Annotated in this window: 14 protein-coding genes; 6 read left to right on the forward strand and 8 right to left on the reverse strand. The window is 73.9% G+C overall.

Annotation, left to right across the window (positions count from 1 at the left end; all coding sequences use genetic code 11):
• Positions 1-40: 40 nt before the first annotated feature.
• Together ACWGJ2_RS37520 and mgrA are read right to left on the reverse strand one after the other, a co-directional pair.
• A complete protein-coding gene (locus tag ACWGJ2_RS37520) occupies positions 41-1366 on the reverse strand; it encodes a DUF6236 family protein (RefSeq protein WP_453350868.1) in 1326 nt (441 codons plus the stop codon).
• 72 nt (positions 1367-1438) lie between these two features.
• Complete coding sequence (mgrA, locus tag ACWGJ2_RS37525) at positions 1439-2470, reverse strand: L-glyceraldehyde 3-phosphate reductase (protein WP_453350869.1); 1032 nt, start codon at positions 2468-2470, stop codon at positions 1439-1441.
• A 129-nt stretch (positions 2471-2599) separates the two neighbouring features.
• On the opposite strand from mgrA, the gene ACWGJ2_RS37530 reads away from it, so the two are divergent.
• Together ACWGJ2_RS37530 and ACWGJ2_RS37535 are read left to right on the forward strand one after the other, a co-directional pair.
• Entirely contained in the window at positions 2600-3499 is a 900-nt protein-coding gene (locus ACWGJ2_RS37530) for a LysR family transcriptional regulator (protein ID WP_453350870.1), read from the forward strand.
• A gap of 199 nt (positions 3500-3698) precedes the next feature.
• Complete coding sequence (locus ACWGJ2_RS37535) at positions 3699-6977, forward strand: amidohydrolase family protein (RefSeq protein ID WP_453350871.1); 3279 nt, start codon at positions 3699-3701, stop codon at positions 6975-6977.
• Between the two features lie 66 nt (positions 6978-7043).
• On the opposite strand, the gene ACWGJ2_RS37540 is transcribed toward ACWGJ2_RS37535, so the two are convergent.
• Positions 7044-7814 carry a class II aldolase/adducin family protein gene (locus tag ACWGJ2_RS37540; RefSeq protein WP_453350879.1) on the reverse strand — a complete coding sequence of 257 codons (771 nt, stop codon included), beginning with the start codon at positions 7812-7814 and terminating at the stop codon, positions 7044-7046.
• A gap of 228 nt (positions 7815-8042) precedes the next feature.
• Here ACWGJ2_RS37540 and ACWGJ2_RS37545 point away from each other — a divergent pair, with 228 nt between their 5' ends.
• Positions 8043-8468, forward strand: coding sequence for an HIT family protein (locus ACWGJ2_RS37545; protein WP_453350872.1), 426 nt, complete (start codon positions 8043-8045; stop codon positions 8466-8468).
• A 64-nt stretch (positions 8469-8532) separates the two neighbouring features.
• Here ACWGJ2_RS37545 and ACWGJ2_RS37550 read toward each other — a convergent pair whose 3' ends face one another.
• The 3 genes from ACWGJ2_RS37550 to ACWGJ2_RS37560 form a co-directional block, all read right to left on the reverse strand.
• Positions 8533-9147 carry an HdeD family acid-resistance protein gene (locus ACWGJ2_RS37550; protein ID WP_453350880.1) on the reverse strand — a complete coding sequence of 205 codons (615 nt, stop codon included), beginning with the start codon at positions 9145-9147 and terminating at the stop codon, positions 8533-8535.
• A 696-nt stretch (positions 9148-9843) separates the two neighbouring features.
• Positions 9844-11658, reverse strand: coding sequence for a bifunctional 3'-5' exonuclease/DNA polymerase (locus ACWGJ2_RS37555; RefSeq protein WP_453350873.1), 1815 nt, complete (start codon positions 11656-11658; stop codon positions 9844-9846).
• Between the two features lie 245 nt (positions 11659-11903).
• Positions 11904-13268 carry a glycoside hydrolase family 18 protein gene (locus ACWGJ2_RS37560; protein ID WP_453350874.1) on the reverse strand — a complete coding sequence of 455 codons (1365 nt, stop codon included), beginning with the start codon at positions 13266-13268 and terminating at the stop codon, positions 11904-11906.
• 432 nt (positions 13269-13700) lie between these two features.
• Here ACWGJ2_RS37560 and ACWGJ2_RS37565 point away from each other — a divergent pair, with 432 nt between their 5' ends.
• On the forward strand, positions 13701-14876 hold the full coding sequence (locus tag ACWGJ2_RS37565) for an acyl-CoA dehydrogenase family protein (RefSeq protein ID WP_453350875.1): 1176 nt from the start codon (positions 13701-13703) through the stop codon (positions 14874-14876).
• A 194-nt stretch (positions 14877-15070) separates the two neighbouring features.
• The gene (locus tag ACWGJ2_RS37570; RefSeq protein ID WP_453350876.1) at positions 15071-16030 is read left to right on the forward strand and encodes an endonuclease/exonuclease/phosphatase family protein; all 960 of its coding nucleotides are present in this window, start codon (positions 15071-15073) and stop codon (positions 16028-16030) included.
• Between the two features lie 36 nt (positions 16031-16066).
• Here ACWGJ2_RS37570 and ACWGJ2_RS37575 read toward each other — a convergent pair whose 3' ends face one another.
• Both ACWGJ2_RS37575 and ACWGJ2_RS37580 read right to left on the reverse strand, forming a co-directional pair.
• The gene (locus tag ACWGJ2_RS37575) at positions 16067-16726 is read right to left on the reverse strand and encodes an endonuclease (protein WP_453350877.1); all 660 of its coding nucleotides are present in this window, start codon (positions 16724-16726) and stop codon (positions 16067-16069) included.
• 182 nt (positions 16727-16908) lie between these two features.
• The gene (locus ACWGJ2_RS37580) at positions 16909-18054 is read right to left on the reverse strand and encodes an SDR family oxidoreductase (protein ID WP_453350881.1); all 1146 of its coding nucleotides are present in this window, start codon (positions 18052-18054) and stop codon (positions 16909-16911) included.
• A gap of 370 nt (positions 18055-18424) precedes the next feature.
• Between ACWGJ2_RS37580 and ACWGJ2_RS37585 the strand changes: the two genes are divergently transcribed.
• The gene (locus ACWGJ2_RS37585; RefSeq protein WP_453350878.1) at positions 18425-26248 is read left to right on the forward strand and encodes an SDR family NAD(P)-dependent oxidoreductase; all 7824 of its coding nucleotides are present in this window, start codon (positions 18425-18427) and stop codon (positions 26246-26248) included.
• The last annotated feature ends 149 nt before the right edge of the window (positions 26249-26397 follow it).

Genomic DNA, 26397 nt, shown 5'->3' on the forward strand with positions numbered 1-26397 from the left:
GGAGAGGCGGACCGTCCGCCTCCGCCGCCCCGGTTCAGCTTCAGCGGCCTCCGGTGAGCCTGCGCAGCAGCGGCGCCGGACGCAGCCCGCGCTCCAGGCACAGCAGATAGGCCACCGGCGACCCCTTCAGCAGCTCCTCCCGCTGCCGGGACGCGGCACGCCGCACCCCCGCGACGGCGATGGCGCCGCCCACGACGCTGCCCACGACGGGCTCTCCCGCGAGCGCGGACCCGGCGACGGCGGTGAACGCGCTCGGCAGCTCGACCTTCATGGTCAGCGTGTCGGCCGCGACGGAGAAGCGCAGCGCCCGCATCGCCTTGCGGAGTTCGTCCAGCGGGGTCGCGAGACGGTCCCGCACCGCGAGCCGCAGACGCAGTTCACGGCTCTCGGGGTCCACGACGGCGGCCAGATCCTCGTGCAGCTCGGCCGCGAGCCCGCTCACGGCGGAGGTGAACGCGTCGAACTCGGCCCGGTGGCCGGTCCGCAGCCTGACGATCTTCTCGACGGGGACGCGTGCGATGTCGGCCGGTGCGACGATCTCGACGGCCAGCATGGCCATGGCGGCGGCCCGGCCCGGACCCTCGCCTTCCGGGCCTTCTGGGCCTTCCGGTTCGCCGGGGGAGGGCTCGGGCTCCCCGTCGATGAGGACGCGGGCGACGCGGTCGGCCGTCCAGCCGTCCGACGTCATGTGCGCGTACTCCTGGTCGGTGGTGGGCGCGTAACCGCCCGCTCTGGCCAGGTGCTCAGTGAAGGCGCACTTGTAGACCCAGACCAGCGGAGCGGCCATGGCGACCCAGGGCAGCGCGTCCCCGCGCCCGAACCGCGAGCGCTGCGACTCCACGGCGAGGCCCGCCTCGTAGAGGGCCGTTCGCAGCGCGGGGGCGACCTCCTGGTAGGACAGTCCGGCCAGCGTCGGTCCTTCGTCGTCCGGGCCCCCGGCGTCGGGGTCGGCGGGAGAGGGCGTCGCCCAGACCTCGCCCGGCTCCGGGGACCAGGCGAACGGGGCCCGGGGCTCGGAGTCCACGATCGCCGGACCGGCCGGAGGAGCCCACACGTGCGCGTCCGGTGCCGCCTGCCAAGGGGGCAGCCCCCGTTCGGGGTGCCCGTAGCGGCGGGCCAGTGCGTCGCCGTGCCGCTCGATCACCTCCAGGAAGACGGGGGCGATGGCCTCGGCCGTGCGCGCCGGGCCGATGGCCGTGATGAAGCCGAGGTCGTCGGCCAGGGCACGTACCGTGCGCGAGTCGCGCAGCTCGTAGTCGCCCGGCACCACGCGTGCCAGGTGCGGCCAGTAGAGGGCCGCGGTCTTGAGCCAGGCGTCGCTGCGGAAGTGGATGTACGGGTAGTAGAGCCCGATGTCCGGGAGCATGGACGCACCGTAGCCCCGCACCGCGCGCCGGGCACCGCTCCGGAACCGCTCGGTGTCCGGTGGCCGACGGATTCAGCGCCCCGTGGCGGACACCTCGCGCCGCTCGGGCGTCCCGCAGCCCAGCACCTCGTCGATACGGGCCAGTTCCGCTTCCGAGAAGTCGAGGTTCCGCACGGCTGCCACGTTGTCCTCCAGTTGCTCCGGGCTGCTGGCGCCGACCAGCGCCGATGTCACCCGGCCGCCCCGCAGCACCCACGCCAGGGCCATCCGCGCCAGCGACTGCCCCCGCTCGCGGGCGAGTTCGTTCAGCGCGTGCAGCACGGTGAGCCGTTCCTCGGTGATCCCGTCGGCTTGCAGGAACGGGCTGGCGCTCGCGGCGCGCGACCCCTCGGGCACCCCCTCCAGATAGCGGTCCGAGAGCAGTCCCTGCGCCAGTGGCGAGAAGACGATGGAGCCGGTGCCCAGCGCCTCCAGTTCGTCCAGGAGGCCCGAGTCCTCGGGCGTGCGGTCGAGCAGGGAGTAGCGCGGCTGGTGGATCAGCAGCGGAGTGCCCAGCTCACCGAGGATGCGCGCGGCCTCCCGCGTCTGCTGGGGCGAGTAGTTGGAGACGCCCGCGTAGAGCGCCTTGCCCTGCCGCACCGCCGTGTCCAGCGCGCCCATCGTCTCTTCGAGGGGAGTGTCGGGATCGGGGCGGTGCGAGTAGAAGATGTCGACGTGGTCGAGCCCCATGCGCCCCAGGCTCTGGTCCAGGGAAGCGAGCAGGCTCTTGCGCGAGCCCCATTCGCCGTACGGGCCAGGCCACATGAGGTGGCCCGCCTTCGTCGAGACGACGATCTCGTCCCGGTAGGGCCGCAGGTCCTCGCGGAAGATCCGGCCGAAAGCGGTCTCCGCCGAGCCGGGCGGCGGGCCGTAGTTGTTGGCCAGGTCGAAGTGCGTCACGCCCAGGTCGAACGCGCGGCGCAGGATGGCGCGCTGGCCGTCCAGCGGGCGGTCGGTGCCGAAGTTGTGCCACAGGCCCAGCGATACCGCGGGCAGCCGGAGGCCGCTGCGGCCCGTGCGGCGGTAGGGCATCGCGTCGTAGCGGCGTGCGTCGGCTTCGTACACGGCGGAGGTCTCCAGCGTCGTCGAGGGGAGGTAAAGGAAGGGGCCCGTGGGCCGCTTCAGCCTCTCTCGGGGGCGGCGAGCCGTCCAATAGAAGAAAACGAACGGATTCAGTGGCTAGGCTGCTGAATCGTGGAACTCCGTCATCTCGAATACTTCGTCGCGGTCGCCGAGGAACGGCACTTCACGCGCGCCGCGCAGCGCCTCATGGTCTCCCAGTCGGGCCTGTCCGCCTCGGTGCGCGCGCTGGAGCGGGAGCTGGACGCGCGGCTGTTCGTCCGCACCACGCGCAGCGTCGAGCTGACGGGCCCTGGCCGCGCCCTGCTGACCGAGGCCACGCGGGCGCTCGCCAGCGTACGGGCGGCCAAGGAGGCGGTGGCCGCCGTGCAGGGCCTGCTGCGCGGCACCCTCTCAGTGGGGACGGAGCAGTGCATCGCGGGTGTCCATGTGCCCAGCCTGCTGGCCAGGTTCCGCGCCGATCACCCCCGCGTGGAGATACGGCTGCGGCAGGCGGGCTCGGCCGCGCTGGTGGAGGCCGTCGCCGCCGGACACCTCGACCTCGCCTTCGTCGCGCTCTGCGAACAGCCGCCGCAGGGCGTGTGCCTGCTGCCCCTGACCAGCGAGCCCATGGTGCTGCTCTGCCATCCGCTGCACCCCCTCGCGGGCAGCGACGAGGTGCGCTGGACGGAGCTGAACGGCGAGGCGCTGGTGGACTTCCAGCCCGACTGGGGCGTACGGCGGCTGACGGACCTCTCCTTCGCGGCTGCCGGGGTCGCGCGGCAGGTCGAGCTGGAGGTCAACGACGTGCACAGCCTCATCGAACTCGTCGCCGAGGGCCTGGGCACGGCGGTGGTACCCGGCCACTTCGCGAGGAAGCCGGAGGCGTCCGGGCTGCGTGCCGTCCCCCTCGCGGGTGACCCCGGGCCGGTGTGGGAGGTCTCCGTCGCCGTCCCGGCCCCCGACGCGCTCACCCCAGCGGCGCGCCGGCTCCGCGCCTACCTGGACCTCCCGGACGCCGCGCCGACGGCCTGACGGGGCGGCTGACGGAGCGGCGGTCTGACGGGCAGACAGGGCCCCGCCACCCAGGGGGAGCGCGAGGATCCGCTTCCGCCACACCGGCCGATACGCACTGTTGACGGCCCCGCCACGCGTTGCGACGATCGTGCGGCTCGTACGTCGCGTCACTCCTGTCCTGCGCCACTCACGTGCCCTGGGAGAACCGTTGGCCCCCTTGGACGCTTCCGGCCCGGAAAGACCGCTCACCCGGCGGCGCTTCCTCCAGACGACGACCGCGGCCACCGCCGCCACGGCGATCACGGCGGGTACCGGCACGGCAGCTGCCGCCGCCACCGCGGCGCCGTCCGCAGCGCCGGGCGCGCCGTCACCCGCAGCCGCAGCCGCCCGTACCCCCTCGCTCACCCTCACCGCCGCCACCAACGGCGCGGCCACCCTCTCGCCCACCGGTGACCGGCTGGTCGCCGAGGTGCAGAACGTGCTGTGGTCCGTTCCCCGCGACGGCGGCGAGGCGAAGGCGCTGACGACGCCCGACCTCGAACCCACCCGGCCCCATTTCTCTCCCGACGGGCGGCAGCTCGCCGTCTGCGCGTACAAGGGCGGCGGGTTCCACATCTGGACGCTGCGCCCCGACGGCACCGGGCTCCGCCAGCGCACCGACGGGCCCTGGGACGACAGGGGTCCCGCGTGGTCGCCCGACGGGCGGCGGATCGCGTTCGCCTCCGAGCGGGGCGGCGAGACGGTCAAGGGCAGCCCCTACCGCATCTGGGTCCTCGACCTCGCGTCCGGCGGCCTCACCCGCCTCACGGGCCTGCCGGGTCAGGACGGGCCCCTCCAGGGCGGGGCATGGGAGGACTTCGACCCCACCTGGTCCCCGGACGGCGAACGCGTCCTGTTCGTCCGGGCCGAGGCCGTCACAGGGCCGACGGGCCCTGTGCTGCGGGCCCGTACCGTCGCGTCCGTCGCGGCGAACGGCGAGGGCGCCGTGCGCACCGAGCACCAGGACACCTCGGGCGCGCAGGTGATGACGCCCGCCGTCTCCGCTTCGGGACGGCTGGCCTATCTGCGCACCACCCCCGCGCCCGCCGCCTCCTGCACGCTCGTCGTGGACGGTGAGGCCGTCGGCGTGGAGGGCGACGTCCAGCCCGTGCCGCCGCGCTGGACGTCGCCCGAGGAACTGCTGCTCACCGTGGGCGGCCGGTTCACGGTCGTACGGGCCAAGGACCCCGGCGAGACGGAGGAGATCCCCTTCACGGCGGCGATGCCCGTCGAACGTCCCCGCTACCGCGTGAAGGACTACGGCTTCGAGGCGGGCGGCGGGCGCCCCGTGCGCGGCGTACACCTGCCCGCGCTCTCGCCCGACGGGCGCACCGTCGCCTTCGCCGCGCTCAACGCGCTGTGGACCGTCGAGATCTCGGGCGGACGCAGACCGCGCAAGATCGTCCAGTCGGCGCCCACCCGCTACGTCCTCGCCCCGACCTGGACCCCGGACGGACGCGGACTGCTCTACGCCGACGACAGGGACGGCCTCCTCGCCGTGCGCCGCCGCGACCTCGCCTCGGGCGAGGAGACGGTACTCGCCTCCGGCGGCCGGGTCTTCCCCGTGCTCTCGCCCGACGGGAAGCGGCTGGCCTGCCTGGACATGACGGGCGCCCTCGTCGTGCGGGACCTCGGCGACGGTGGCGGCGACGGTGGCGAGGAGCGCGTCCTCGCGCAGCCGCTGGGCTCGGGCGGCCTGCCCGGCAGACCCACCTGGTCGGCCGACGGACGCCGCATCGCCCTGTGCGACCGCAACCGCCTCAACCAGCGCTTCCGCGAGGGCTACAACCTCGTCCGCGTCGTGGACGCCACGAGCGGCGAGGCCGTCCTGCACGCCTCCGCGCCGCACACCTCCCTCTCCGACCGCTACGACTCGGGCCCCGTCTGGTCACCCGACGGCCGCTGGATGGCGCTGGTCGCGGAGTCGGCGCTGTGGCTGCTGCCCGTACGGCCCGACGGCACGCCCGACGGCGAACCGCGCCGCGTCACCGACGAGGCCGCCGACCACCCCTCCTGGTCGGGGGACTCGCGCACCCTGCTCTACCTCTCCTCGGGAAAGCTCCGGCTCCTCCCCGTACGCGACGGCAAACCCGGCAAGGCCCGCACCGTCAGGGTGCCGCTGGAGACCCGCCGGCACCGGTCGCGGGACACCGTCGTGCACGCGGGGCGGCTGTGGGACGGCACAGGGGACACGGTGCGCGAGGACGTGGACGTGACGGTGCGCGGCGGACGGATCACCTCCGTCGCGCCCCACCGCGCCGGACGCCACGGAGCCCGGCACATCGACGCCTCCGGGCTCACCGTGATCCCCGGGCTCTGGGACTGCCACACGCACCCCTGGCAGTCGACGTACGGGGGCAGGCTGACGACCGCGCAGCTCGCGTACGGCATCACCACCGCCGTCTCCCTCGGAGGCTTCGCCTACGAACAGGCCAGGCTCCGCGAGGCCCTCGCTGACGGCAGCCTCACCGGGCCCCGGCTGCTGGCCACCGGCGAACTCCTCGACGGGGCGCGCGTCGCCTACAGCATGGGCCGCGCCCACCGCACCAGGGAGGGGCTGCGCCGCTCGCTGGACCGCGCCTCGGGCCTCGGCTGGGACTTCGTCAAGACGTACGTGCGGGCGCCCGGCTGGATCATGGAGGAGGCGTCCGCCTTCGCGCACGAGCGGCTCGGCGTGCGCTCCGGCAGCCATCTGTGCACCCCGGGCATCCAGCTCGGGCAGGATCTGACGACCCATCTCCAGGCCACGCAGCGCCTGGAGTTCGGGCACGCGACGACGGCCACGGGCCGCGCGCAGCAGGACGTCGAGGAGATCTACACGCACACGGGCGACTTCCACCTCGTCGCCACCCCGTTCACGGCCTCACCCCTCGTCGGCGCCGATCCGGCGCTCGCGGACGATCCGCGCGTCACCCGGCTGATGCCGCCCTGGGACGTGCAGGCCGTCGAGGCGCTGGCGGCCAAGCCGCCGACGGCGGACGAACTGGCCACCCTGGACCGGGAGACCGGCTTCTACCGCCGCGTGCTCGCGGGCGGCGGGCTCGTCGCGCTCGGCACCGACACCCCGCTCGTCCCGGTGGGCCTGCACCTCCACATGGCGCTGCGCGCGCTGCACCGCTCCGGGCTCTCCCCGGCGGAGACCCTGCGTACCGCGACGGTGCTGGCCGCGCGCGTCTTCGGCGCCGAACGCGATCTGGGCACCGTGGAACGCGGCAAGCTGGCCGACCTCACGCTGATCGACGGCGACCCCTTCACGGACTTCGACACGCTCGTGCGGACGGTCTCGGTGCTGCGCGGGGGAGTGCCCTTCGCACAGAAGGAACTCGTGGAGTCCTTCCCCGCGCCCGCGCAGGTGGAGAAGCGGGCCGGTGGCGGCGAGGGGGAGAGCGCGGCCGAGCACTGGCGGCGCGCCGGGCATCTGATGCGGCGCGACGGCTGCTGCGACACGGGGATGTGAGCACGCCGGACGACCGGCCGGGACGGTTCCGCCGTCCCGGCCGGTCGCGCGTCCCGCGCCCTGTCGTCAGTCCTTGTAGTCGGGAGCCGTACGCTCCAGGAGGCGCAGCATTGCGTCCCAGGCCAGGCCGTACGCGACGGTGTCCTGGAGATCGCCGCCGACCTCGTTGTTGAGCTGCCGTGCCGCGTACGCGCAGACCTCGGGCGGGGGCGTCGTCAGCTCGGCCCCGCCCGCCTGGGCCGTCACCTGGATCTCGCACGCCTTCTCCAGGTAGTACATCCGCAGGAACGCCTGCGCCGCCGTCTCGCCCACCGTGAGCAGCCCGTGGTTGCGCAGGATGAGCGCCGGGTGTTCGCCGATGTCGTCGATGAGGCGGCGCTGCTCGTCGAGGTTGAGGGCCACGCCCTCGTAGTCGTGGTAGCCCACGCGCCCGTAGAACTCCATCGACATCTGGCTGAGCGGCAGCAGCCCCTCGCGCTGCGCCGCCACCGCGCACCCCGCCTTGGTGTGCGTGTGCAGCACGCAGCGCGCGTCCGTCCGTGCGGAGTGGATCGCGCTGTGGATCAGGAACCCGGCCGGATTCACGGTGTACGGGGTGGGCTCCACCGGCTCGCCGGTCATGTCGATCTTGATCAGGTTGGAGGCGGTGATCTCCTCGAAGAGCAGCCCGTAGGGGTTGATCAGGAAGTGGTGATCGGGGCCGGGGAGCCGCAGAGAGATATGGGTGAAGATCAGGTCCGTCATCCGGAAGTGCGCCACCAGCCGGTACACGGCGGCGAGTTCGCGGCGCAGCTGCAACTCCTCGGCAGCCGCGTCGGCGATCGGATCGGGCTCCAGGGCGGCCGGAGCGGGGGCGGATACCGGCTCGGTCACGGTGCTCTCCTTCTGGGGTACGGGCGTGGTCGGGGACACGGGCGGCCCGTACGGGTGTCGCGCACGGGCATTCTCATCGGGTACCCGCACAGGAGCGCGATGCGACGCGTCGGACGGAGCTGCGCTGCGGAGATGTGCGCGGTGCGGTGTCGCTGGGGGTCGCGTGGCGGGACGGGAGGGTTCACTGGGACCGTGAGCGACAAGAGCTGCCTCTTCTGCGGGATCGTCGCCGGACGCACCCCCGCGCACCGGGTCTTCGAGGACGACGTGGCCGTGGCCTTCCTCGACACCCGGCCCCTCTTCCACGGGCATGTGCTGGCCGTGCCCCGGGAGCACGTCGGGACGCTGACGGATCTGCCGCCGGACGCCGTGGGCCCCTTCTTCACCCGCGTGCAGACCCTCGCGGGCGCCGTCGAGCGGGGGATGGGCGCCGCCGGGTCCTTCGTCGCCGCGAACAACAAGGTGAGTCAGTCCGTGCCCCACTTCCACGTCCACGTGGTGCCCCGCAACCGCAAGGACGGGCTGCGGGGCTTCTTCTGGCCGCGCACGCGCTACGCGGACGAGGCCGAGGCGGAGTCCGTCGCGCGGCGGCTGCGGGAGGAACTGGCCGAGGGCTGAGCCCAAGGGGGCGGGGGAGGGCTTGGTGGCGGGCTCAGTGGTGGCGGGCTCAGTGGTGGCGGGCTCAGTGGTGGCGGGCCGCGTGGCGCGCCCCGCCCGCCCGGTCCGCGTCCCGGCGCTCGCCATCCTTGCCCGTGTCCAGGTGTTTCGCCTTGCCGCGGATCTGAAGGGCCGTGACGATCTCCACGATGCCCAGCACCAGCAGCCAGCACCCAGCGAGCACGGTCAGCACGGCGGCCGTCCTGAACGGCGAGACCAGCAGCACGACGCCCGCCAGCGCGCTGACGACGCCGAGGAAGACCTGCCAGCCGCGCGCGGGCATCGCCTCGTCGGACGCGGCGGCCACGGCCTGGGTGATGCCGCGGAAGAGCCAGCCGATCCCGATCCACAGCGCGAGGAGCAGCACCGACTGCAAGGCGCCCCGGAAGCAGAACAGGCCCAGCAGGATGGACAGCGCGCCGCTGATGAAGGCCATCACGCGCAGCGCCGTGGACGCGTGCGTGCCGAACGCGGACACCAGTTGGAAGACGCCGCTCACCAGCAGATAGACGCCGAACAGCACACCTGCGGCGAGGAGCGTGGCTCCGGGCCAGAGCAGGGTGAGGACGCCGAGGACCAGTGAGAGGAGGCCCAGTACGAGTACGTACTGCCAGGCCGCGCGCGACAGCTTGCCCAGCATCCCCGCAGGCAGCCCGGCTCCGGGACCGGCCCCCGGCCCGCCCCGCCCGGCGCCACCCGGACCGCCCCAGCGCACGCCCTCGCCGGGCCCCGCCGCCCCGCCCGTGCCGGGCGCGCCGTGGGAACCCCAGCCCGGGTGCGGGTGCGGGTCCTGGTTCGCGTCGTGGTTTCCGGTGCTCCGGTCGTCGGGCTCGTCGGGGCCTCCGGTGGGTCCGACGCCGGACGAGCCGTCCGTCCGGGATGTGCTGGGCGCGCTGTGGGAACCCCAGCCCGGGTGCGGGTGCGGGTCCTGGTTCGCGCCGTGGTTTCCGGTGCCCCGGTCGTCGGGCTCGCCCGGGCCTCCGGTGGGCCCGACGCCGGACGAGCCGTCCGTCCGGGATGTGCTGGGCGCGCCTCCGGAACCCTGGCTCCAGATCGGGTGCGGGTTCTGGTTCGCGTCGTGGTTTCCGGTGCTCCGGTCGTCGGGCTCGTCGGGGCCTCCGGTGGGTCCGACGCCGGACGAGCCGCCCGTCCGGGATGTGCCGCCCCAGCCCTCTGGTTCGTCCGCCGGTGTGCCGGTTGGTGTGCTCATACGGTTCACCCTGGGCCGGGCCTCACCCGTCCGCCATTCGGGGCTCGGCCATCCGGGGTACGCGGCCTCACGCGCCCGCCCGTGCCCCCAGCGGCTCCGCGAGCGCTCCGTGCCCCGCCCCGCGACTCACTTCGCGTCCGCGTAGCACTCCACGACCGCCGTGGTGAAGGCGAACCTGACCGGGGTCTCGCCGAACGTGACCCGGCCCGCGTGGTCGGCCGCCGCGCGTATCGCCGTGGTGACCCGCTCGGCCTCCTCGGCCGGGCAGTGCACGATGACCTCGTCGTGCTGGAAGAAGACCAGCTCGGCCGCCATGTCCCGCAGCTCCTGGCGCAGCGCGGCCAGCATCAGCACCGCCCAGTCGGCCGCGCTGCCCTGCACCACGTAGTTCCTGGTGAACCGGCCTCGGGCGCGGGCGCTCGCGCCGCCGCCCCCGCCCTGCCCGTAAGCGGGCGGGCCGCCCGGCTCCTCGCCCAGGTCCCCCTCGGGACCGCTCCCGCCCTGCTCGCCGTCCTCGCCCCCGCCACCCGCAGGCGGACAGGTGCGGCCCAGATACGTGCGCACCAGCCGACCCTCCTCACCGGCGCGCGCGGCCTCGTCCACATACGCGACCGCGTACGGGAAGCGGCGGCGCAGCGCGGCGAGGTTCTTGAGGCCGTCGCCGCTCGTCTGGCCGTAGACCGCGCCGAGCAGGGCGAGCTTCGCCTCGCCCCTGTCGCCGGAGAAGGCGCGCTCGGAGAGCGCGGTGTAGAGATCGCCGTCGTCCCCTGCGACCGCCATCAGTCCCGGGTCCCGCGAGACGGCCGCCAGCACGCGCGGCTCCATCTGCGCCGCGTCCGCGACGACCAGGCGCCAGCCCGGATCGGCGACGACCGCGCGGCGCACCACCTTCGGGATCTGGAGCGCCCCGCCCCCGTTCGTCGTCCACCGGCCGGACACCGTCCCGCCCGGCACGTACTCCGCGCGGAACCGCCCCTCGCGCACCCAGGAGCGCAGCCACGACCAGCCGTGCGCCGTATAGAGGCGGTACAGCTTCTTGTACCGCAGCAGGGGCTCCACCGCCGGGTGGTCGATCTCGCGCAGTTCCCACGCGCGCGTGGAGGAGAGCGCGATGCCCGCGCGCGCGAAGGCGCGCAGGATGTCGGCGGGCAGATCGGGCCGCACATGCGCTTCGGGGCCGAAGGCGCGGGAGATCTCCTCCTCCAGCTCCGCGAGGCGACGGGGGAGGCCGCTGCCCCCATAGCGCTCCCCGAGCAGCTCGTCCAGCAGCTCGCGGTGCACGTCCGCGCGCCACGGCACGCCTGCCCGTCCCATCTCCACCGCGACCAGCGTCCCCGCCGACTCGCCCGCCAGCAGGAGCCGCATCCTGTCCGGGTGCTCGGCGGCCGCGGTGCGCTCGCCCTGTGCCGCGTACACCTCCAGCAGCGCCTCCAGCGGGTCCACGCCTTCGGGCAGGGGGACAGGGCCCGCGTCGAAGAGGGAGGGCTCGGGATCGGCCTCGCGGGAGACAAGGGGCGGATCGGGCGGGACGGGAGCGCCGTGCAGCCGTGCCCAGGCGGCGGGGAGGGAACGCGGCGCCCCCGCGCGCCCCTCGTGCCCCAGCAGCAGCGCCTCGGCCGCCTCCACGTCATGGCACCGCTCCACGCGCACCCCTGCGTCCAGCAGCCGGGGATACACGGAGGCCGTGGACCGCCACACCCAGCGGACCACGTCCGGGCGGTCCCGCACGGCGGCCGCCGGTGACCCCTCCACGCGGACCGGGCCCGCCGCGCGGCCGTGCGCGTCCAGGGGGCAGACCAGCGCGCGCCCGTCCTCCGTCTCGGCGAGCGCCCACCGCTGGGCGACGGGCGGCCCGGCATCGGACGCCCCACCGCCCGGCGCCGGTCCCCTCTCCGGCACCGGAACCGCCTCGCGCACCTCTCCCACCTGGTCGGACCTCATGCCACGGAGTCTCGCACCCGCCTCTGACAATCGGCCGCGTCGGCGCGCGTCGGTGCGCGTCAGCGCGGGTGCCCGGCGCACGAGAGCCCGTCGGCCGGTGAAGGCTCCGAGCAGCGCTTCACCGGCCGACGGTGTGCGGGAAGCCGTCCCCCGGCGTTCCCCGTGCGGTGGTTGCCGTGTCAGTCCCGGTGGGCCGGTGACCGCCGTCGGCGGCCTCCCTCATGGGCCGCCGCCGACGGCCGACGTCAGCGGATGGCCTTGATCAGCTCTCCGTTGGCGGTGTCACCGCTCAGCTCCCAGAAGAAGGACCCGCCCATGCCCTGTTGGGTGGCCCAGTCGCTCTTGGTGCCGATCGTCTCCGGGGTGTCGTAGCTCCACCACTGGTTGCCGCAGTGCGCGTACGCGGTGCCGCCGACCTTGCCCGTGGTGGGGCACTTGGTCTTGAGGACCTTGTAGTCCTCGATGCCCGCCTCGTACGTGCCGGGTGCCGCGCCCGTCGCGGTGCCGCCCGGGGCCGACTGGGTGACGCCGGTCCAGCCGCGCCCGTAGAAGCCGAGCCCGAGCAGCAGCTTGCTCGCGGGCACGCCCTTGGCCTTCAGCTTCGCTGTGGTGTCGGCGGTGTTGAAGCCCGCCTTCGGGATGCCGCTGTAGCTGGTCAGCGGGGAGTGGGGAGCCGTGGGGCCCTTCGCGTCCCAGGCGCCGAAGTAGTCGTACGTCATCGGCAGGTACCAGTCGACGTACTGCGACGCGGTCTTGTAGTCCGTCGCGTCGAGCTTGCCGCCGCTGGAGGCGTCGGCGGTGATGGCGGCGGTGACCAGCTTGTTCGCGCCGAACTTGGCGCGCAGCGCCTTCATGACGTTCCCGAACGCGGCGGCGCCGCTCGTGTCGCAGGTGAGGCCGCAGGCGTTGGGGTACTCCCAGTCGATGTCGATGCCGTCGAAGAGACCGGCCCAGCGGGAGTCGTTGAGGAGGCTGTAGCAGGAGTCGGCGAAGGCGGCCGGGTTCTTGGCGGCCTCGGCGAAGCCGCCGGACCAGGTCCAGCCGCCGAAGGACCACAGGACCTTGAGGTTCGGGTGGGCCTTCTTCAGCTTCATGAGCTGGTTGAAGTTGCCGCGCAGCGGCTGGTCCCACGTGTCGGCCTTGCCGTCGACGCTCTGGTCGGCGGTGTACGCCTTCTCGTAGTCGGCGTAGGAGTCGCCCACGGTGCACTTGCCGCCCTGGACGTTGCCGAAGGCGTAGTTGATGTGGGTCAGCTTGTTCGCGGAGCCCGAGGTCTCGATGTTCTTGACGTGGTAATTGCGCTGGTAGACGCCCCAGTTGGTGAAGTAGCCGACGACCTTGCCCGCGGCTGTGGCCTTCGTGTCCGCCGCCTGGGTCGTCTGCGCAGTCCGCTGGGCGGTCTGGGCCGCGGGCCGCGCGTCCTGGGCCGTGTTCGCGTTCGCGTTCGCGGAGGCGGTGGCCGACAGCAGGGTCGCCGCCAGCACCGCCGTACACGCGGCGGCCAGGAGGCCCCGGAAGCCGCGTCGGCGCCGTGCCGCGCCGGGTCTGTGGGGGTGGACGGGTAGCTCGGGGTGGGGGTCCGCCGGTACGTGCCGGTCCGGTCCGGGCATGGTTCTCCTCGCGGTGTGGGGTGCGGGGGGTGCGATGAGGTGGCGCGCGGTCCGTCCGCGGCTGTTGTGGGTGACATGCGCATGAACGGTCCGTACGTTGCGCTGGAATCTAGAAGGACTAGACCAATACGTCAATGGTCCCTACCAATTCCGTTCCGTCTTCGACCACTTCACGTCCCCGCGCTTCCCCACCCGCCCCACTCGGCGCGCCCCACCCCTCCCCGACCACTCACTCAGTGACGGCACGCCTCCGATCGGGCATACTCCAGTTCGCCACAGCCGCAGGTCAGCCGCCGTCGCAACCCGGCGCGGCACCATCGCGGCAGGGGCAGTGCCACCCCCGGCCCGGTCCGCAGGGCCGGGGACACAACGGCGCCGTCGCCACACCCCGGCGCACGCCGCCGCAGCGCCCGACAGGAGGAGAGCGCCGCCATGACCGAGTACGGCCCGCACCCGGTGGAACGCCAACTGCCCACCGAAGAAGCCCGGGACCTGATGGCTCTCGTACGCGAGCTGGTCCAGCGGGAGATCAAACCCGCCGCGAGCGAAGAGGAGTTCGCGGGCCGCTTCCCGCGCGAGACCTTCCGCCTGCTCTCCGCCTCCGGACTGCTCGGCCTCCCGTACCCCGAGGAACACGGCGGGGGAGGCCAGCCCTACGAGGTCTATCTCCAGGTGCTCGAAGAACTCGCCGCGGCGCGGCTCACCGTCGGCCTCGGGGTCAGCGTCCACTCCCTCGCCTGTCACGCGCTCGCGGCCTTCGGTACCAAGGAGCAGCGCGCCGAACATCTTCCTGGCATGCTCGGCGGCGGACTCCTGGGCGCCTACTGCCTCTCCGAACCCTCCTCCGGCTCCGACGCCGCCTCCCTCCGTACGCGCGCCGTGCGCGACGGCGACGACTGGGTCATCGACGGGACGAAGGCGTGGATCACGCACGGAGGCATCGCCGACTTCTACACCCTCCTGGCCCGCACGGGCGGCGAAGGACCCAGAGGCATCACCGCGTTCCTCGTCCCGGCCGACGCCGAGGGCGTGTCGGCGGCGCCACCCGAGCACAAGATGGGCCTCAAAGGATCGCCCACGGCGCAGGTGCACTTCGACGGCGTCCGCGTGTCCGACACGCACCGCCTCGGTGAGGAGGGCCAGGGCTTCGCCGTCGCGCTGTCCGCGCTCGACTCGGGCCGACTCGGCATCGCCGCGTGCGCCATCGGCGTCGCCCAGGCGGCGCTGAACGAGGCGCTGGCCTACACGCACGGGCGCGAGCAGTTCGGCCGTCCCCTGGCCGACTTCCAGGGGCTGCGCTTCATGCTCGCCGACGCCGCCACCCAGATCGAGGCGGGGCGCGCCCTCTACCTCTCCGCAGCGCGGCTGCGCGACGCGGGGCAGCCCTTCGCGCAGCAGGCGGCCATGGCCAAGCTCTTCTGCACCGACGCGGCGATGAGCGTGACCACGGACGCCGTCCAACTCCTGGGCGGCTACGGCTATACGACGGACTTCCCCGTGGAGCGGTACATGCGCGAGGCGAAGGTCCTCCAGATCGTCGAGGGCACCAATCAGATCCAGCGCATGGTCATCGCCCGCCATCTCGCGGGTCCCGAGAGCGGCAAGTAGCGGCGGGCGACGGGCCGGGGCGGCAGGTGACGGGCTTGCCGCCCGCCCGCGACATCGCGCGTTCCCCCACCCTTCGTGCGGGTGCCACTTCCCTCACACCCGGCCGCCTGAGACTCTCCCGTGGCCCGGACCGGCCGCCGCCCCATGCCCAGGACACCCGCCCAGGACACCCGCCCAGGACACCGGAGGACGCCATGACCGCAGCCCCGAAGAGCCGCGGAATCAGCCGCCGCCACGGCCTGCGCACCGCGGTCGCGGCGGCGTTCGCGCTGCCCCTCGCCGCCCGCGCCACCGCCCCGGCGCACGCCGCCTCGTCGAAGGAAGACACGCCGAAGGAGGCCACGTCGAAGGAGGCCACGGGCGCCGGGCGTGACGGGAACGCGCTGCGGGTCATGAGCTTCAACCTCCGCTACCCCTCGGACCAGACACCCCACAGCTGGGCCGAGCGCCGCCCCGTCACCCGCGCACTGCTGCGGCGCGAGGAGCCGCATCTCGTCGGCACGCAGGAGGGGCTGTACGGGCAGCTCAAGGACATCGCCGCCGATCTGCCGCGCCGCTACGACTGGATCGGGACCGGCCGCGCGGGCGGCAGCCGCGACGAGTTCATGGCCGTCTTCTACGACACCGAGCGGCTGACCCCGGCCGAGTTCGACCACTTCTGGCTCTCCGACCAGCCCTCCCTGATCGGCTCCAGGAGCTGGGGCAACACCGTGATCCGCATGGTCACCTGGATCCGCTTCACGGACCGCCGCACCGGTGGCGCGCTCTACCACCTCAACACCCACCTCGACCACCAGAGCCAGCCCTCGCGCGAGCGCTCCGCAGCGCTCATCACCGAGCGCCTGGACGCCCTGGACGCCGACGTGCCCCGCGTCGTCACCGGCGACTTCAACGTCCCCGCGCACGGCAACCCCGTCTACGACGCGATGCTGGCGGGCGGCGAGCTGACCGACACCTGGGACACGGCGGAGCGGCGGAGCAAGCTCTACGCCACCTTCCACGGCTACAAGCCGCTCGTGCCCGACGGGGAGCGCATCGACTGGATCCTGGCCTCGCCCGGGGTCCGCAGCCGCTACGCCGCCATCAACACCTTCTCCCTCGACGGACAGTTCCCCAGCGACCACCTGCCCGTACAGGCCGTGCTCGACCTCTGAACCGTGTCCCGTGGGGCGCGGGCCGGGGAGACGGGATCAGACTCCGGCCGCCTCGCGGACCTCGTCGGCGACCTTCTTGTCGAGCGCCGCGCGCACCAGCCCCGCCGCCAGCGGCGCCACCTCGCGCTCGGTGACCAGCCGCGCGAGCGCGTCGGCCGAACGCGGCAGCCCCAGGCGCTCCGCGCCCTGGAGCGCCTTCTGGTCGATGTGCGGCACGAACTCGGGCCACACGGCCTGCGCTTCGCGCAGGAAGATGTCGGTGCCCGTGGGGCCGATGCCGGGGACCTCGCGCAGGCGCTTCTTCGGGTCCGGGTCCTCGCGCAGCCTGCGCAGATCGCCCTTGTACTCGCGCAGCAGCAGCTCGGCGCCGTCGCCGAGCTGGGTGGCGGTCTTCTCGTCGTAGCGCCGGTAGCCGCCCTCGCCGAGCGCGTCCACGCGCTGCTGCCACGTCGCGTCCGCCATCCGCCGCGCGTCCCGCATCCCCGCGTCCGAGAGCGCGCGGGCCGCCGCCACCGCGATGTCCGCGCGGATACGGGCGCTGAGCAGCAGGGAGAGCACCAGCAGCCGGTAGAGGGGCGAGGGCGTGTCACGCAGGGTGATGCCCGCTTCCCGCGCGTACGTGCGCCCGTAGTGCTTCAGCAGTGTCCGCGCCAGCGCCTTGTCCTGCTCGCTGTTCCCGCTCTTCGTCCCGCTCACGTCGGCCTCCTCCAGGTCGTCGCGTCCTCCCGGCCGGTCCGCGCCGCCGCGCCGCCAGGTGCCGGGATGCCGGGACGTCGGGGCGCCGACCGGGGCCCCCCGGCGCCGGGTACCCGCGCCGGGAGCCTCGATACGTGGCGGCTCACCCGCCCAGGCCCGCGCGGCCCGCCCGCCCCGGACGGCTAGGACACGCCCGCCGCCGCGAGGGAGCGCCGCTCGATGGCCCGCCTCAGATAGGCGCTGTCCAGGGGCGCGGGGTCCGGGAGGCCCCCCGTGCACGCCAGGTCCTCCAGCAGGTGCGTCCTGTCGTACGTGCGGTCCTGGGTGCTGAAGCCGGAGAACTGGGCCCAGTGCTCCATGGCGAGCGCCTCATGGCGGGTGGGCGCCGGGACGGTGGGCAGGAGCGAGAGCCGCAGCCCCGGACAGGTCTCCTCCAGGGCCTCCCGCGCCGCCTGGAACGGGGTCTCCCGGGGGTGCGTGACGTGCACGGTCCGTACGCCGGGAGCCGGGTTCGCCCTGCGCGCGGCGGCCACCCGCACCATGGCGCGCGCCGCGTAGTCCACCTGGAGTGCGTTCATCGCGGCGCCCGGGACGCCGACGGCCCGGAAGGGCAGCGCGCTGCCACGGGCGGGGACGAGCGCCGCCACCTCCTCGTCGGCCTCCTCCCGGCGCGAGCCGAGCACGTCGTCGATCAGCCGCACGACGACATCGAGGGTCTGCTCGGGGGAGCCCTCGGGAGCGGGACGGTCCGAGACCAGAATGCTCGGGCGCAGCACGGTGGCGACGCGCCCGCCGCGCCCCGCCCAGTCGTGGACCATCCGCTCGGCGGTGTACTTGGTCTCCTCGTAGTACGTCTGGAAGCCCTCCGCCTCGCTGAGGTCGTCCTCCATGACGTGTCCGGAGCGCCGCTTCCCGGCCACGAACGCGGTGCTCACGTGCAGAAGCCGCGCTTCCGGCACGTGGTCGGCCAGCTCCAGTACGGCGCGGGTGCCGCGCACGTTGGTCTCGAAGAGGCGGGCGGGGTCGCCCTGGAGGCTGGTGAGCGCGGCGCAGTGCCACAGCGCGGTCATCCCTGCCGTCGCCCGTGCCCGGTCCTCGGCGCCCAGGCCGAGACCGGGGAGGGCGAGGTCGGCGCCGAGGTACCGCACCCGCCCCAGGGCTCCGGGCGCCAGCGGCGGGCCCGGCAGCGAGGCGACGGCGGACTCGACGCGTGCGCGCAGGTCGTCGGGGGCGCCGCGCCCCAGGACGGTGACCGGTTCCCGCGCGTCCTCCGCGAGCAGTTCCCGCAGGACGTGGCTGCCGAGAAACCCGCTCGCGCCAGTGATCACAACGGACAAGGTGCTGCCTCCATTACGTCCATTACGTCGGTCTCCGGCACAGTTCAACACCGGCCGATGACCGTTCCGTGGCGCTCCGTGCCGCGGGGGAGGGGCCGTCCACGGGCGTTCACGGGCGTCCACGGGCGTTCCTGGGCGTACACGGGCGGGCGGGCGGCGCGACGGCCGCGGAGCACAAGTTCACCCGCACCGTTGACGCGCGGAGCGTCGTTGACGGCTGCCCTTCCGGATGAATCGCGGACTCGCCCTCCGTAGCGGCGTGTTCACCTTCCGGTGCCTACCGCCTCCCCCTAGCGTGCGAGCGCCTGCCGGCCGACGGACGCCCTCGGCCGCCGATGTCGAGGAGAGAGAGCGCACACGCATGACATCGCATCAGCACGACGCGACCGGGCGGGAGATCGCCGTTGTCGGAGCCTCCTGCCGGCTGCCCGGGGGGATCAACGGGCTCGGTGAACTGTGGGCGGCCCTGGAACAGGGGCGCGATCTGGTGGGGGAGGTGCCCGCCGACCGCTTCGAGAAGGAGCGCTACGCCGACACCTCGGTGCCGCGCCCGGGCAAGAGCTACACCTCGGCGGGCGGCTTCCTGCACGATGTCGCGCACTTCGACGCCGCCTACTTCGGCGTCTCCCCGGCAGAGGCGGAGCACATGGACCCGCAGCACCGGCTGCTGCTGGAGCTGACCGCCGAGGCCCTCGACGACGCGGCCATCGCCCCCGCACGGCTCGCCGGTTCCGACACCGCCGTGTACGTGGGCATCTCCGACGCCTCCTACGGCGCCCTCCAGATGCACGCCGAACGCGGCATCGGCCCGTACACGATGTCGGGCGCCGCCTCCTCGATCGCCGCCAACCGGCTCTCGTACACCTTCGATCTGCGCGGGCCGAGCATGGCGGTGGACACGGCCTGCTCCTCCTCACTGGTCGCGCTCGACCGTGCCTGCCGCACCCTGTGGGAGGGGACGAGCGGGACGGCGGTGTGCGGCGGCGTCAACGTGCTGATCAGCCCGTACCAGTACATCGGCTTCTCCCAGGCGGCCATGCTCTCGCCGCGCGGCAGGTGTGCGTCCTTCTCCGCGCACGCCGACGGGTTCGTACGGGCCGAGGGCGGCGGTGTGGTCGTCCTCAAGCCGCTGGCCGACGCGCTGGCCGACGGCGACCGCGTGCACGCGGTGATCCTGGGGACGGCGTCCAACAGCGACGGGCGGACACTGGGCATCGCGCTGCCGAACGAGCGGGCGCAGGAGGACCTGCTGCGTGCCGCCTACGCGGAGGCCGGGGTGCACCCGGACGAGCTGGCCTACTTCGAGGCGCACGGCACCGGAACCCCGGCGGGCGACCCCCTGGAGGCCATGGCCATCGGCAGGGCCCTGGGCATCCGCCGGATCCACGGACCGCTGCCCCTGGGCTCGGTCAAGAGCAACCTGGGCCATCTGGAGCCCGCCTCGGGCATGGCCGGGCTGTGCAAGGCGCTGCTCGTCCTCAAGCACCGCACCGCGCCCCCCACGCTCCACGCCGAACAGCTCAGCCCGCACATCGACTTCTCCGGGCTGGGCCTCAGCGTCGCCACGGAGGCACGGCCGCTGCCCGGCGACGGGCGTCAGGTCGTCGGCGTCAACTCCTTCGGCTTCGGCGGCTCCAACGCGCACGCGATCCTCGCCACGGCGCCGGAGCCCGGGCCGGGACCGCTGCCCGCCGCGTGTGACGGGCGCGAGCTGCCGTTCCTGGTCTCGGCCCGTACCGCCGAAGCGCTGACGGAGGCGGCCGCACGTGCGGCGCGACGGCTCGACGAGGCGCCCGACGAGGAGTTCTACGATCTGGCCCACACCTCCGTGCTGCGCCGCGGCAGGCACGAGCACCGCGCCGTCGTCCTCGCGCACGACCCGCGCGAGGCCGCGCGGGGGCTGGCGGCGCTGGCGGCGGACGCGGAGGAAACGGCGGAAGCGGCGGAAACGGAACCCGGGACGGCGGAGACGGCCGAGGCGGAACCCGCGCCCGCCGACGTGTCCCCGGACGCACTCCCCAGCGGGCCCGGCGCGCCGCTGCCCGTCACCGCGACGGCCCAGGGCGTGGCCCGCGGCCGGGTGGCCTACGTCTTCTCGGGCAACGGCTCCCAGTGGGCGGGCATGGGCGCCGGTCTGCTGCACTCCGACGCGGCCTTCCGCGACGCCGTGCTCCAGGCCGACAAGGAGCTGACCCCCCACCTGGGCTGGTCGGTCGCCGAAGCACTGGCCGTACCGGCCGAGGACTGGCGGCTGGAGGCCACCGAGACAGCCCAGCCGCTGCTGTTCGCCGTGCAACTGGGCATCGTCGCCTCGCTGCGGGCGCGGGGTGTCGAGCCGGACATGGTGCTGGGCCACAGCGTCGGCGAGGTGGCCGCCGCGCACACCAGCGGGGTGCTCTCCCTCGCCCAGGCGGCCCGGGTGATCGCCGAACGCAGCCGTGCCCAGGCCCACACGGCGGGCAGCGGACGCATGGCGGCCGTCGGGCTCGGCGAGGAGCGGGCCAGGGCCGAACTCGCCCCGTACGAAGGGCGGCTGGAGATCGCGGCCGTCAACAGCGGCCGGGACGTGACCGTCGCGGGCGAGACCGCCGCGCTGGAGGAGCTGGCCGGGCAACTGGGGGAACGCGGCGTGTTCTTCCGCGACGTGGGCCTGGACTACGCCTTCCACAGCGCCGCCATGGACGGGCTCGAAGGCGGGCTGACGCACGCGCTCGCTGGGCTCGAACCGGGCCACGCGGCGCTCACCTTCCGCTCGACCGTGACCGGGCGCCGGGTGCTGGGCCCTGAGCTGGACGCCGCGTACTGGTGGCACAACGTGCGCCGCCCGGTCCGCTTCGCCGCCGCCGTCGAAGGCGCCCTGGACGACGGCGCCGACCTCTTCGTCGAGATCGGCCCGCACCCCGTCCTGCGCGGCTACCTGCGCCGCATCACCGCCACGCGCCCCGGCGAGCGCTGCGTCGTCGTCCCCACGCTGCACCGCGACGGAGCGGCACGGGCGGAGCAAGCCGGGCAAGCGCCGCAGAGGGAACTGGACACCGCCCGCGCCACGCTCCTCGCGGCGGGCGCCGAACTGGACCTGGGCCGCTACTTCCCCCGCCAGGGGCGCGTCGCCGAGCTGCCCGCCTACCCCTGGCAGCGGCAGCGCCACTGGCGCGGGACCCCGCAGTCGTGGGTGCGCACCAGCGGCGACGGGAAGCTGGAGCACCCGCTGCTGGGCGAGCGGCTCCCCGCGCCACAGCCCGTCTGGTCGGGCACCGTCGAACCCGTACTGGCCCCCTGGCTCAGCGACCACCGGGTGGGCGGCAGCGTGGTGGTCCCGGCCACCGGCTACGCGGAGATGGCCATGACGGCGGGCCGCGCGGTCTTCGGCGACGCCGTCGAGGTCCAGCACCTCGACATCAGCAACGCCCTCGTCCTCCCCTGGCCGGACGCGGGATCCGTCCAGGTGCGCACCTCTCTCGACACCGACGACGGCACCGTGCTGATCGCCAGCACCACCGAGGAGTCCCGGGAGCCGCGCCCGCACGTGCGGGCCCGGGTACGCGGCCTCCTGCGGCCCCGGCCCGCACCGCTCGACGTGGAAGGGGCACGGCACGCCTGCCCGCGCGCCCTGGAAGCCGGGGAGTTCTACACGGCCTGCGACGCGGTGGGCCTGCGCTACGGCCCGTCCTTCCAGTTGCTCACGGACCTGTGGACCGGCGAGGGCACGGCGCTGGCGGCCTACCGGCACGAGGCCCCCGGCGATCCGTACACCGTGCATCCGGCCCTGCTGGACAGCGCCTTGCAGACGGGGGTGGCCCTGCTGCTGGGCCGTCTCGCGGACGGATACGCGTATCTGCCCTCCGTACTGGAAGCGGTACGGGTGTGGGACACCCCGGCCACCGAGGGGCTGATGTGGGTGGAGGAGCGCGGCAGGTCCCACGACGAGGTGCGCTGGGACATCCTCCTCACCGACGCGCACGGCGCCGTGGCGGCGCAGATCGAGGGCTGCCGACTGCGCCGCGTACAGATCGCGGGGCGCACGCCGCTGAGCACACTCCGCACCGAACTGCGCGCCGCCCCGCACCTGCGGAAGCCCAGCGCCCCCTCGCCCCTGCCGTCGCCGCGCCAGCTCGTCACGGAGGCGGCCGGGGACATCGCGAAGCTGCGCGAGGCGTGGCGCGGCCTCGCGTACGGGGAAGTGCTCCCGCTGTTCAAGAAGTGCGTCGCCCACCGGTACGGAGCCGCTGTCGCGGCCGTGCTCGACGACCCCGCCGTGCCGTTCACGGCGGACGACCTCGCGGCCGCCGGATTCCCGGAGTCCCAGCGCCGTCCGCTGGCACTGCTCGCCGGGGTGCTGGAGGAAGCCGGGGTGTGGTCGGCCCCGGACGCGGAGGGGCGCCGCCACCTGCTGGTGGAGGAGTTCCCCACCGACGCGATGTGGGCCGGTCTGCTCTCCCGCCACCCCGCTTACGTGGCCAACATCGCCCTGGCCGCGCACCAGATGGAGGGCACGTTCCAGGACGGTGGCGACCCCATGGAGCTGCTGCTCTCCGAGGCCACGGCGAAGGTGCTGGAGCAGTTCTACGACGTCGCGCCGCTGCTGCGCTTCCACAACCGCGTCGTGGCCGCCCTGGTACGGCAGACGGTCCGGCACTGGCCCGCCGACCGCACGCTGCGCGTGCTGGAGGTCGGCGCCGGTACGGGCGGGACCACGGCGGCCGTACTGCCGATGCTCCCCGCCGACCGCACGCACTACTGCTTCACCGATGTGTCCCCGCTCTTCCTCTCCCGTGCCGAAGGCCGCTTCGGCGCCTACGACTTCGTCGAGTACCGCACCCTCGACCTGGACACGGCGCCGGACGAACAGGGCTTCACGCACGGCTCCTTCGACCTCGTCATCGCCGCCAACGCACTGCACACGGCCTCGGACCTGAAGGCGGCGCTGCGGCGGGTACGGGGGCTGCTCGCGCCGGGCGGCCAGTTGCTGGGCATCGAGGCACACGACGTGGAGACGCTCGCACCGGTCTTCGGGCCCCTGGACAGCTTCTACGCCAACACCGACCGCGAACTGCGCCCCGACGCCGTGCTGCTGCCCCGCGAGCGGTGGCCCGGCGTCCTCACCGACTGCGGCTTCACCGAGGTGGTCCAGACGGGGGACGACGAGCCGCCCGCCCGCGAGGACTTCTCCGTCTTCCTCGCGTCCACTCCGCTGGAGGCGCCCGCACCGCTGGAGGCGCCCGCACCGGAGGCCGTCGCCCCGCCCGCCCTGCCCGCGCCGCGCACCCCGACGGCCTTCGTCCTCGCGACGGAGGACGAAGGCGAGGCGCCGCTGGCCGCCGCGCTGACTGAGGTGCTGACCCATGGCGGCGACGGGCGGGCACGCACCGTCTCTCTGACGGACGACGGCGACACCTGGACGGACCACCTCGCCGGGGCGGCCGGTGCCGGGGCCGAACGCGTCTGCGTCGCGGTCCTCCTCGGCGACGGCGGTCCGAACGGCGGTGCGAACGGCGGCGCGGGCTCCGTAGCGGAGCCCCCCGCCGAGTCCCCCGCCGAAGACGTGGCCCGCGCCGCGCGTCGCGCCACCGCGCTGGAAGCCGTCACGGCGGCGTGCGAGAAGCTGCCGGGCCATGTGAACGCCGAAGTGTGGCTGGTGACCAGGCCGTGCGGCGCGGTCCCCACGCCCGAGGACGTCACCCACCCCCTCGACGCCGCCGCCTGGGGCGCGGCCCGCACCCTGGTCAACGAGCACTCCGATGTCACGGGCCGCCGCGTCAGCCTCCACCGCACGGCGGACGCCGTCGTCGACGCGCACCGCCTGGCACGGGAACTCCTCGGCTCCGACGCGGATGACGAGGACGCGGACGGGGACGAGGACGAGGACGAGATCGTGCTCACCGCTCAGGACCGCTTCGTCCCGCGCGAGCGGGAACGGCCCGTCGAGCGCGAGCGGGCGGGGCAGACGCCGTTCGCGCTGCGGGTGCGCGACCCCGGGCTCTCCTACCGGCTGGAGTGGGAGGAGTTCACCCCGCCCCTGCCGGGCCCCGGGCAGGTGGCCGTCGAAGTGCGCGCCGCGGGTCTGAACTTCCGCGACATCACCCAGTCCTCCGGAATGCTGCCCGCCGCGGTGCGCGAGGGCACCAGGTTCGGGGGCAACGCGGACAGTATCGGTGTCGAGTGCGCCGGTGTGGTCACCGCCTGCGGTCCCGGCATCGACGACATCGTGCCGGGTGACCGGGTCGCGGGCATGGCGGACGGCGCGCTCGCCAGCCACACGGTGCTGAACCGGCACGAGTTGTGGCCCATGGCCGACGCGGTCTCCTTCGCGGACGGAGCCGCGCTCACCGTCGCCATCACCACCGTCCAGTACGGGCTTGGACAGCTCGCGCGGGTCAGGCCGGGCGAGACCGTCCTGGTCCACGGCGCGGCGGGCGGTGTGGGACTGGCCGCGCTCGCCTACGCCACCCTCAAGGGCGCGCACATCATCGCCACGGCGGGCAGCGACCTGAAGCGCGACCTGCTGCGGACGCTGGGAGTCCGGCATGTGCTGGACTCGCGCACCCTGGACTTCGCGGAGCGGGTACGCGAGATCACCGGGGGGCGCGGTGTCGACGTCGTGCTCAACTCCCTGGCCGGAGAGGCCATCGCACGCGGGCTGGAACTGCTGCGCCCGGGCGGTCGCTTCGTCGAACTCGGCAAGCGGGACTTCTACGAGAACAAGCCGCTGCTGCTGCGCCCCTTCAGCAACAACATCGCCTTCTTCGGGGTGGACATCTCCCGTATCGCACAGGACGACCCCGCCGTTCCCGAGATGCAGCACGAGTGGGCCGAGCTGCGAGCGGGCGCGCACATGCCGCGCCTGCCCTACGCGGCCTTCCCGGCCTCCCGGACCGAAGAGGCGTTCCGGCTGCTCCAGCACTCCAAGCACATCGGCAAGGTCGTCGTCACCTTCGACCCGCATGAGGAACCGCCGCGCGTCCGGCCGAAGGCCGTCGCGCCCCGCCTCGACCCCGAGGGCAGCTACCTCGTCACCGGCGGCACCGGTGGTTTCGGCGCGGCCACCGCGTACTGGCTCGCGGGTCTCGGCGCCCGTCACCTCGCCCTGGTCAGCCGCCGTGGACCCGAGGCGCCCGAGGCGGCGGAGCTGCTGGAGGCGCTCGCCGCGCGGGGAGTGACCGCCACGGCCCACGCGGCCGACGTCACCGACCAGGACGCCATGCGTGCGGTGCTGGCGGCCGTGGACGCCACGGGACACCCCCTGCGAGGCGTGGTGCACTGCGCCATGAGTCTGGACGACGCGCCGCTGGCGGAGCTGAGCGAGGAGCGGATCGCCGCCGTACTGGCACCCAAGGTGGGCGGTGCGCGGGTCCTGGACACCCTGACCAGGGAGCGTGGCGACGACCTCGGCCTGTTCCTGCTCTACTCCTCCGGCACCACCACCGTCGGCAACTTCAAGCAGGCCCCCTACGTGGCGGCGAACCTCTATCTGGAGGCGCTGGCCCGCAGGCGGCGGCGGAACGGCGAGTGCGCGCTGACCGTGGCGTGGGGCGCCATCGCGGACGCGGGCTACGTCGCGCGGAACGAACTGTCCGAGTCCATGGCGCAGTTCGGCTTCGAGACGGCCACCTCTGCGGAGGTGTTCGCCGCGGCGGAGGACCTGCTGAGGGCCGGGGACGACGTCGCCGCGATCCTCCGGATCAACTGGTCCCGCGCCTCAGGGCTGCTGCCCCTCCTCGGCAGCGCACGGCTGCGCGCCCTCGTGCCGGAACGCGGCGCCGACGGTCTGAGCCGGGAGGAACTGCTGGCCCGGCTGGGCGGCATGCTCCCGGAAGAGGCCCTGGAGTATCTGCGCACCACGATGCGCGAACTGCTGGCCGAGGTGCTGCACATGGACGCCGACCAGCTCGACGTGCACCGCAGGCTGGACGAGTACGGCATGGACTCCCTCATGGCGGCCCAGATCCTGGTCACCGTCCATCAGCGCTACGGGGTCGAGATCCCGCCGATGGAACTGCTGCGCAGCAACGGGACCATCGACGACTTCGCGCGCATCGTCCACATCCGCCTGGGCCTGGGCGGCAACGCTCCGGCGCCGGAAGCGGGTGCACATATCCCGGCGCAGGCGACTGCGCCGGACGCGGCGGCTCCCGGCCAGGTGCCTGCCACCGTGCCCGTGCCGCAGCAGGAGCCGCTGGCCGACTGAGGAGTGGCCACCGGAGAGCCGGCGGCCACCGGAGACAACTGGAGAACCGGAGACCACCGGGGCCCGGCACGCTGGTTACGGGGCGACGCCGGGCCCCGGGCCCGCACGACCCTGGCCCCCTCGGCGGAGCTGACGTACCGTCAAGCTCC

The organism is Streptomyces sp. NPDC054796, from assembly GCF_053611545.1.

Bases quoted from the DNA above. Each gene is read 5' to 3' on its own strand.
- ACWGJ2_RS37520 (WP_453350868.1), bottom strand. From the start codon at position 1,366: ATGCTCCCGGACATCGGGCTCTACTACCCGTACATCCACTTCCGCAGC.
- ACWGJ2_RS37550 (WP_453350880.1), bottom strand. From the start codon at position 9,147: ATGCTGGGCAAGCTGTCGCGCGCGGCCTGGCAGTACGTACTCGTACTG.
- ACWGJ2_RS37555 (WP_453350873.1), bottom strand. From the start codon at position 11,658: ATGAGGTCCGACCAGGTGGGAGAGGTGCGCGAGGCGGTTCCGGTGCCG.
- ACWGJ2_RS37560 (WP_453350874.1), bottom strand. From the start codon at position 13,268: ATGCCCGGACCGGACCGGCACGTACCGGCGGACCCCCACCCCGAGCTA.
- ACWGJ2_RS37565 (WP_453350875.1), top strand. From the start codon at position 13,701: ATGACCGAGTACGGCCCGCACCCGGTGGAACGCCAACTGCCCACCGAA.
- ACWGJ2_RS37570 (WP_453350876.1), top strand. From the start codon at position 15,071: ATGACCGCAGCCCCGAAGAGCCGCGGAATCAGCCGCCGCCACGGCCTG.
- ACWGJ2_RS37585 (WP_453350878.1), top strand. From the start codon at position 18,425: ATGACATCGCATCAGCACGACGCGACCGGGCGGGAGATCGCCGTTGTC.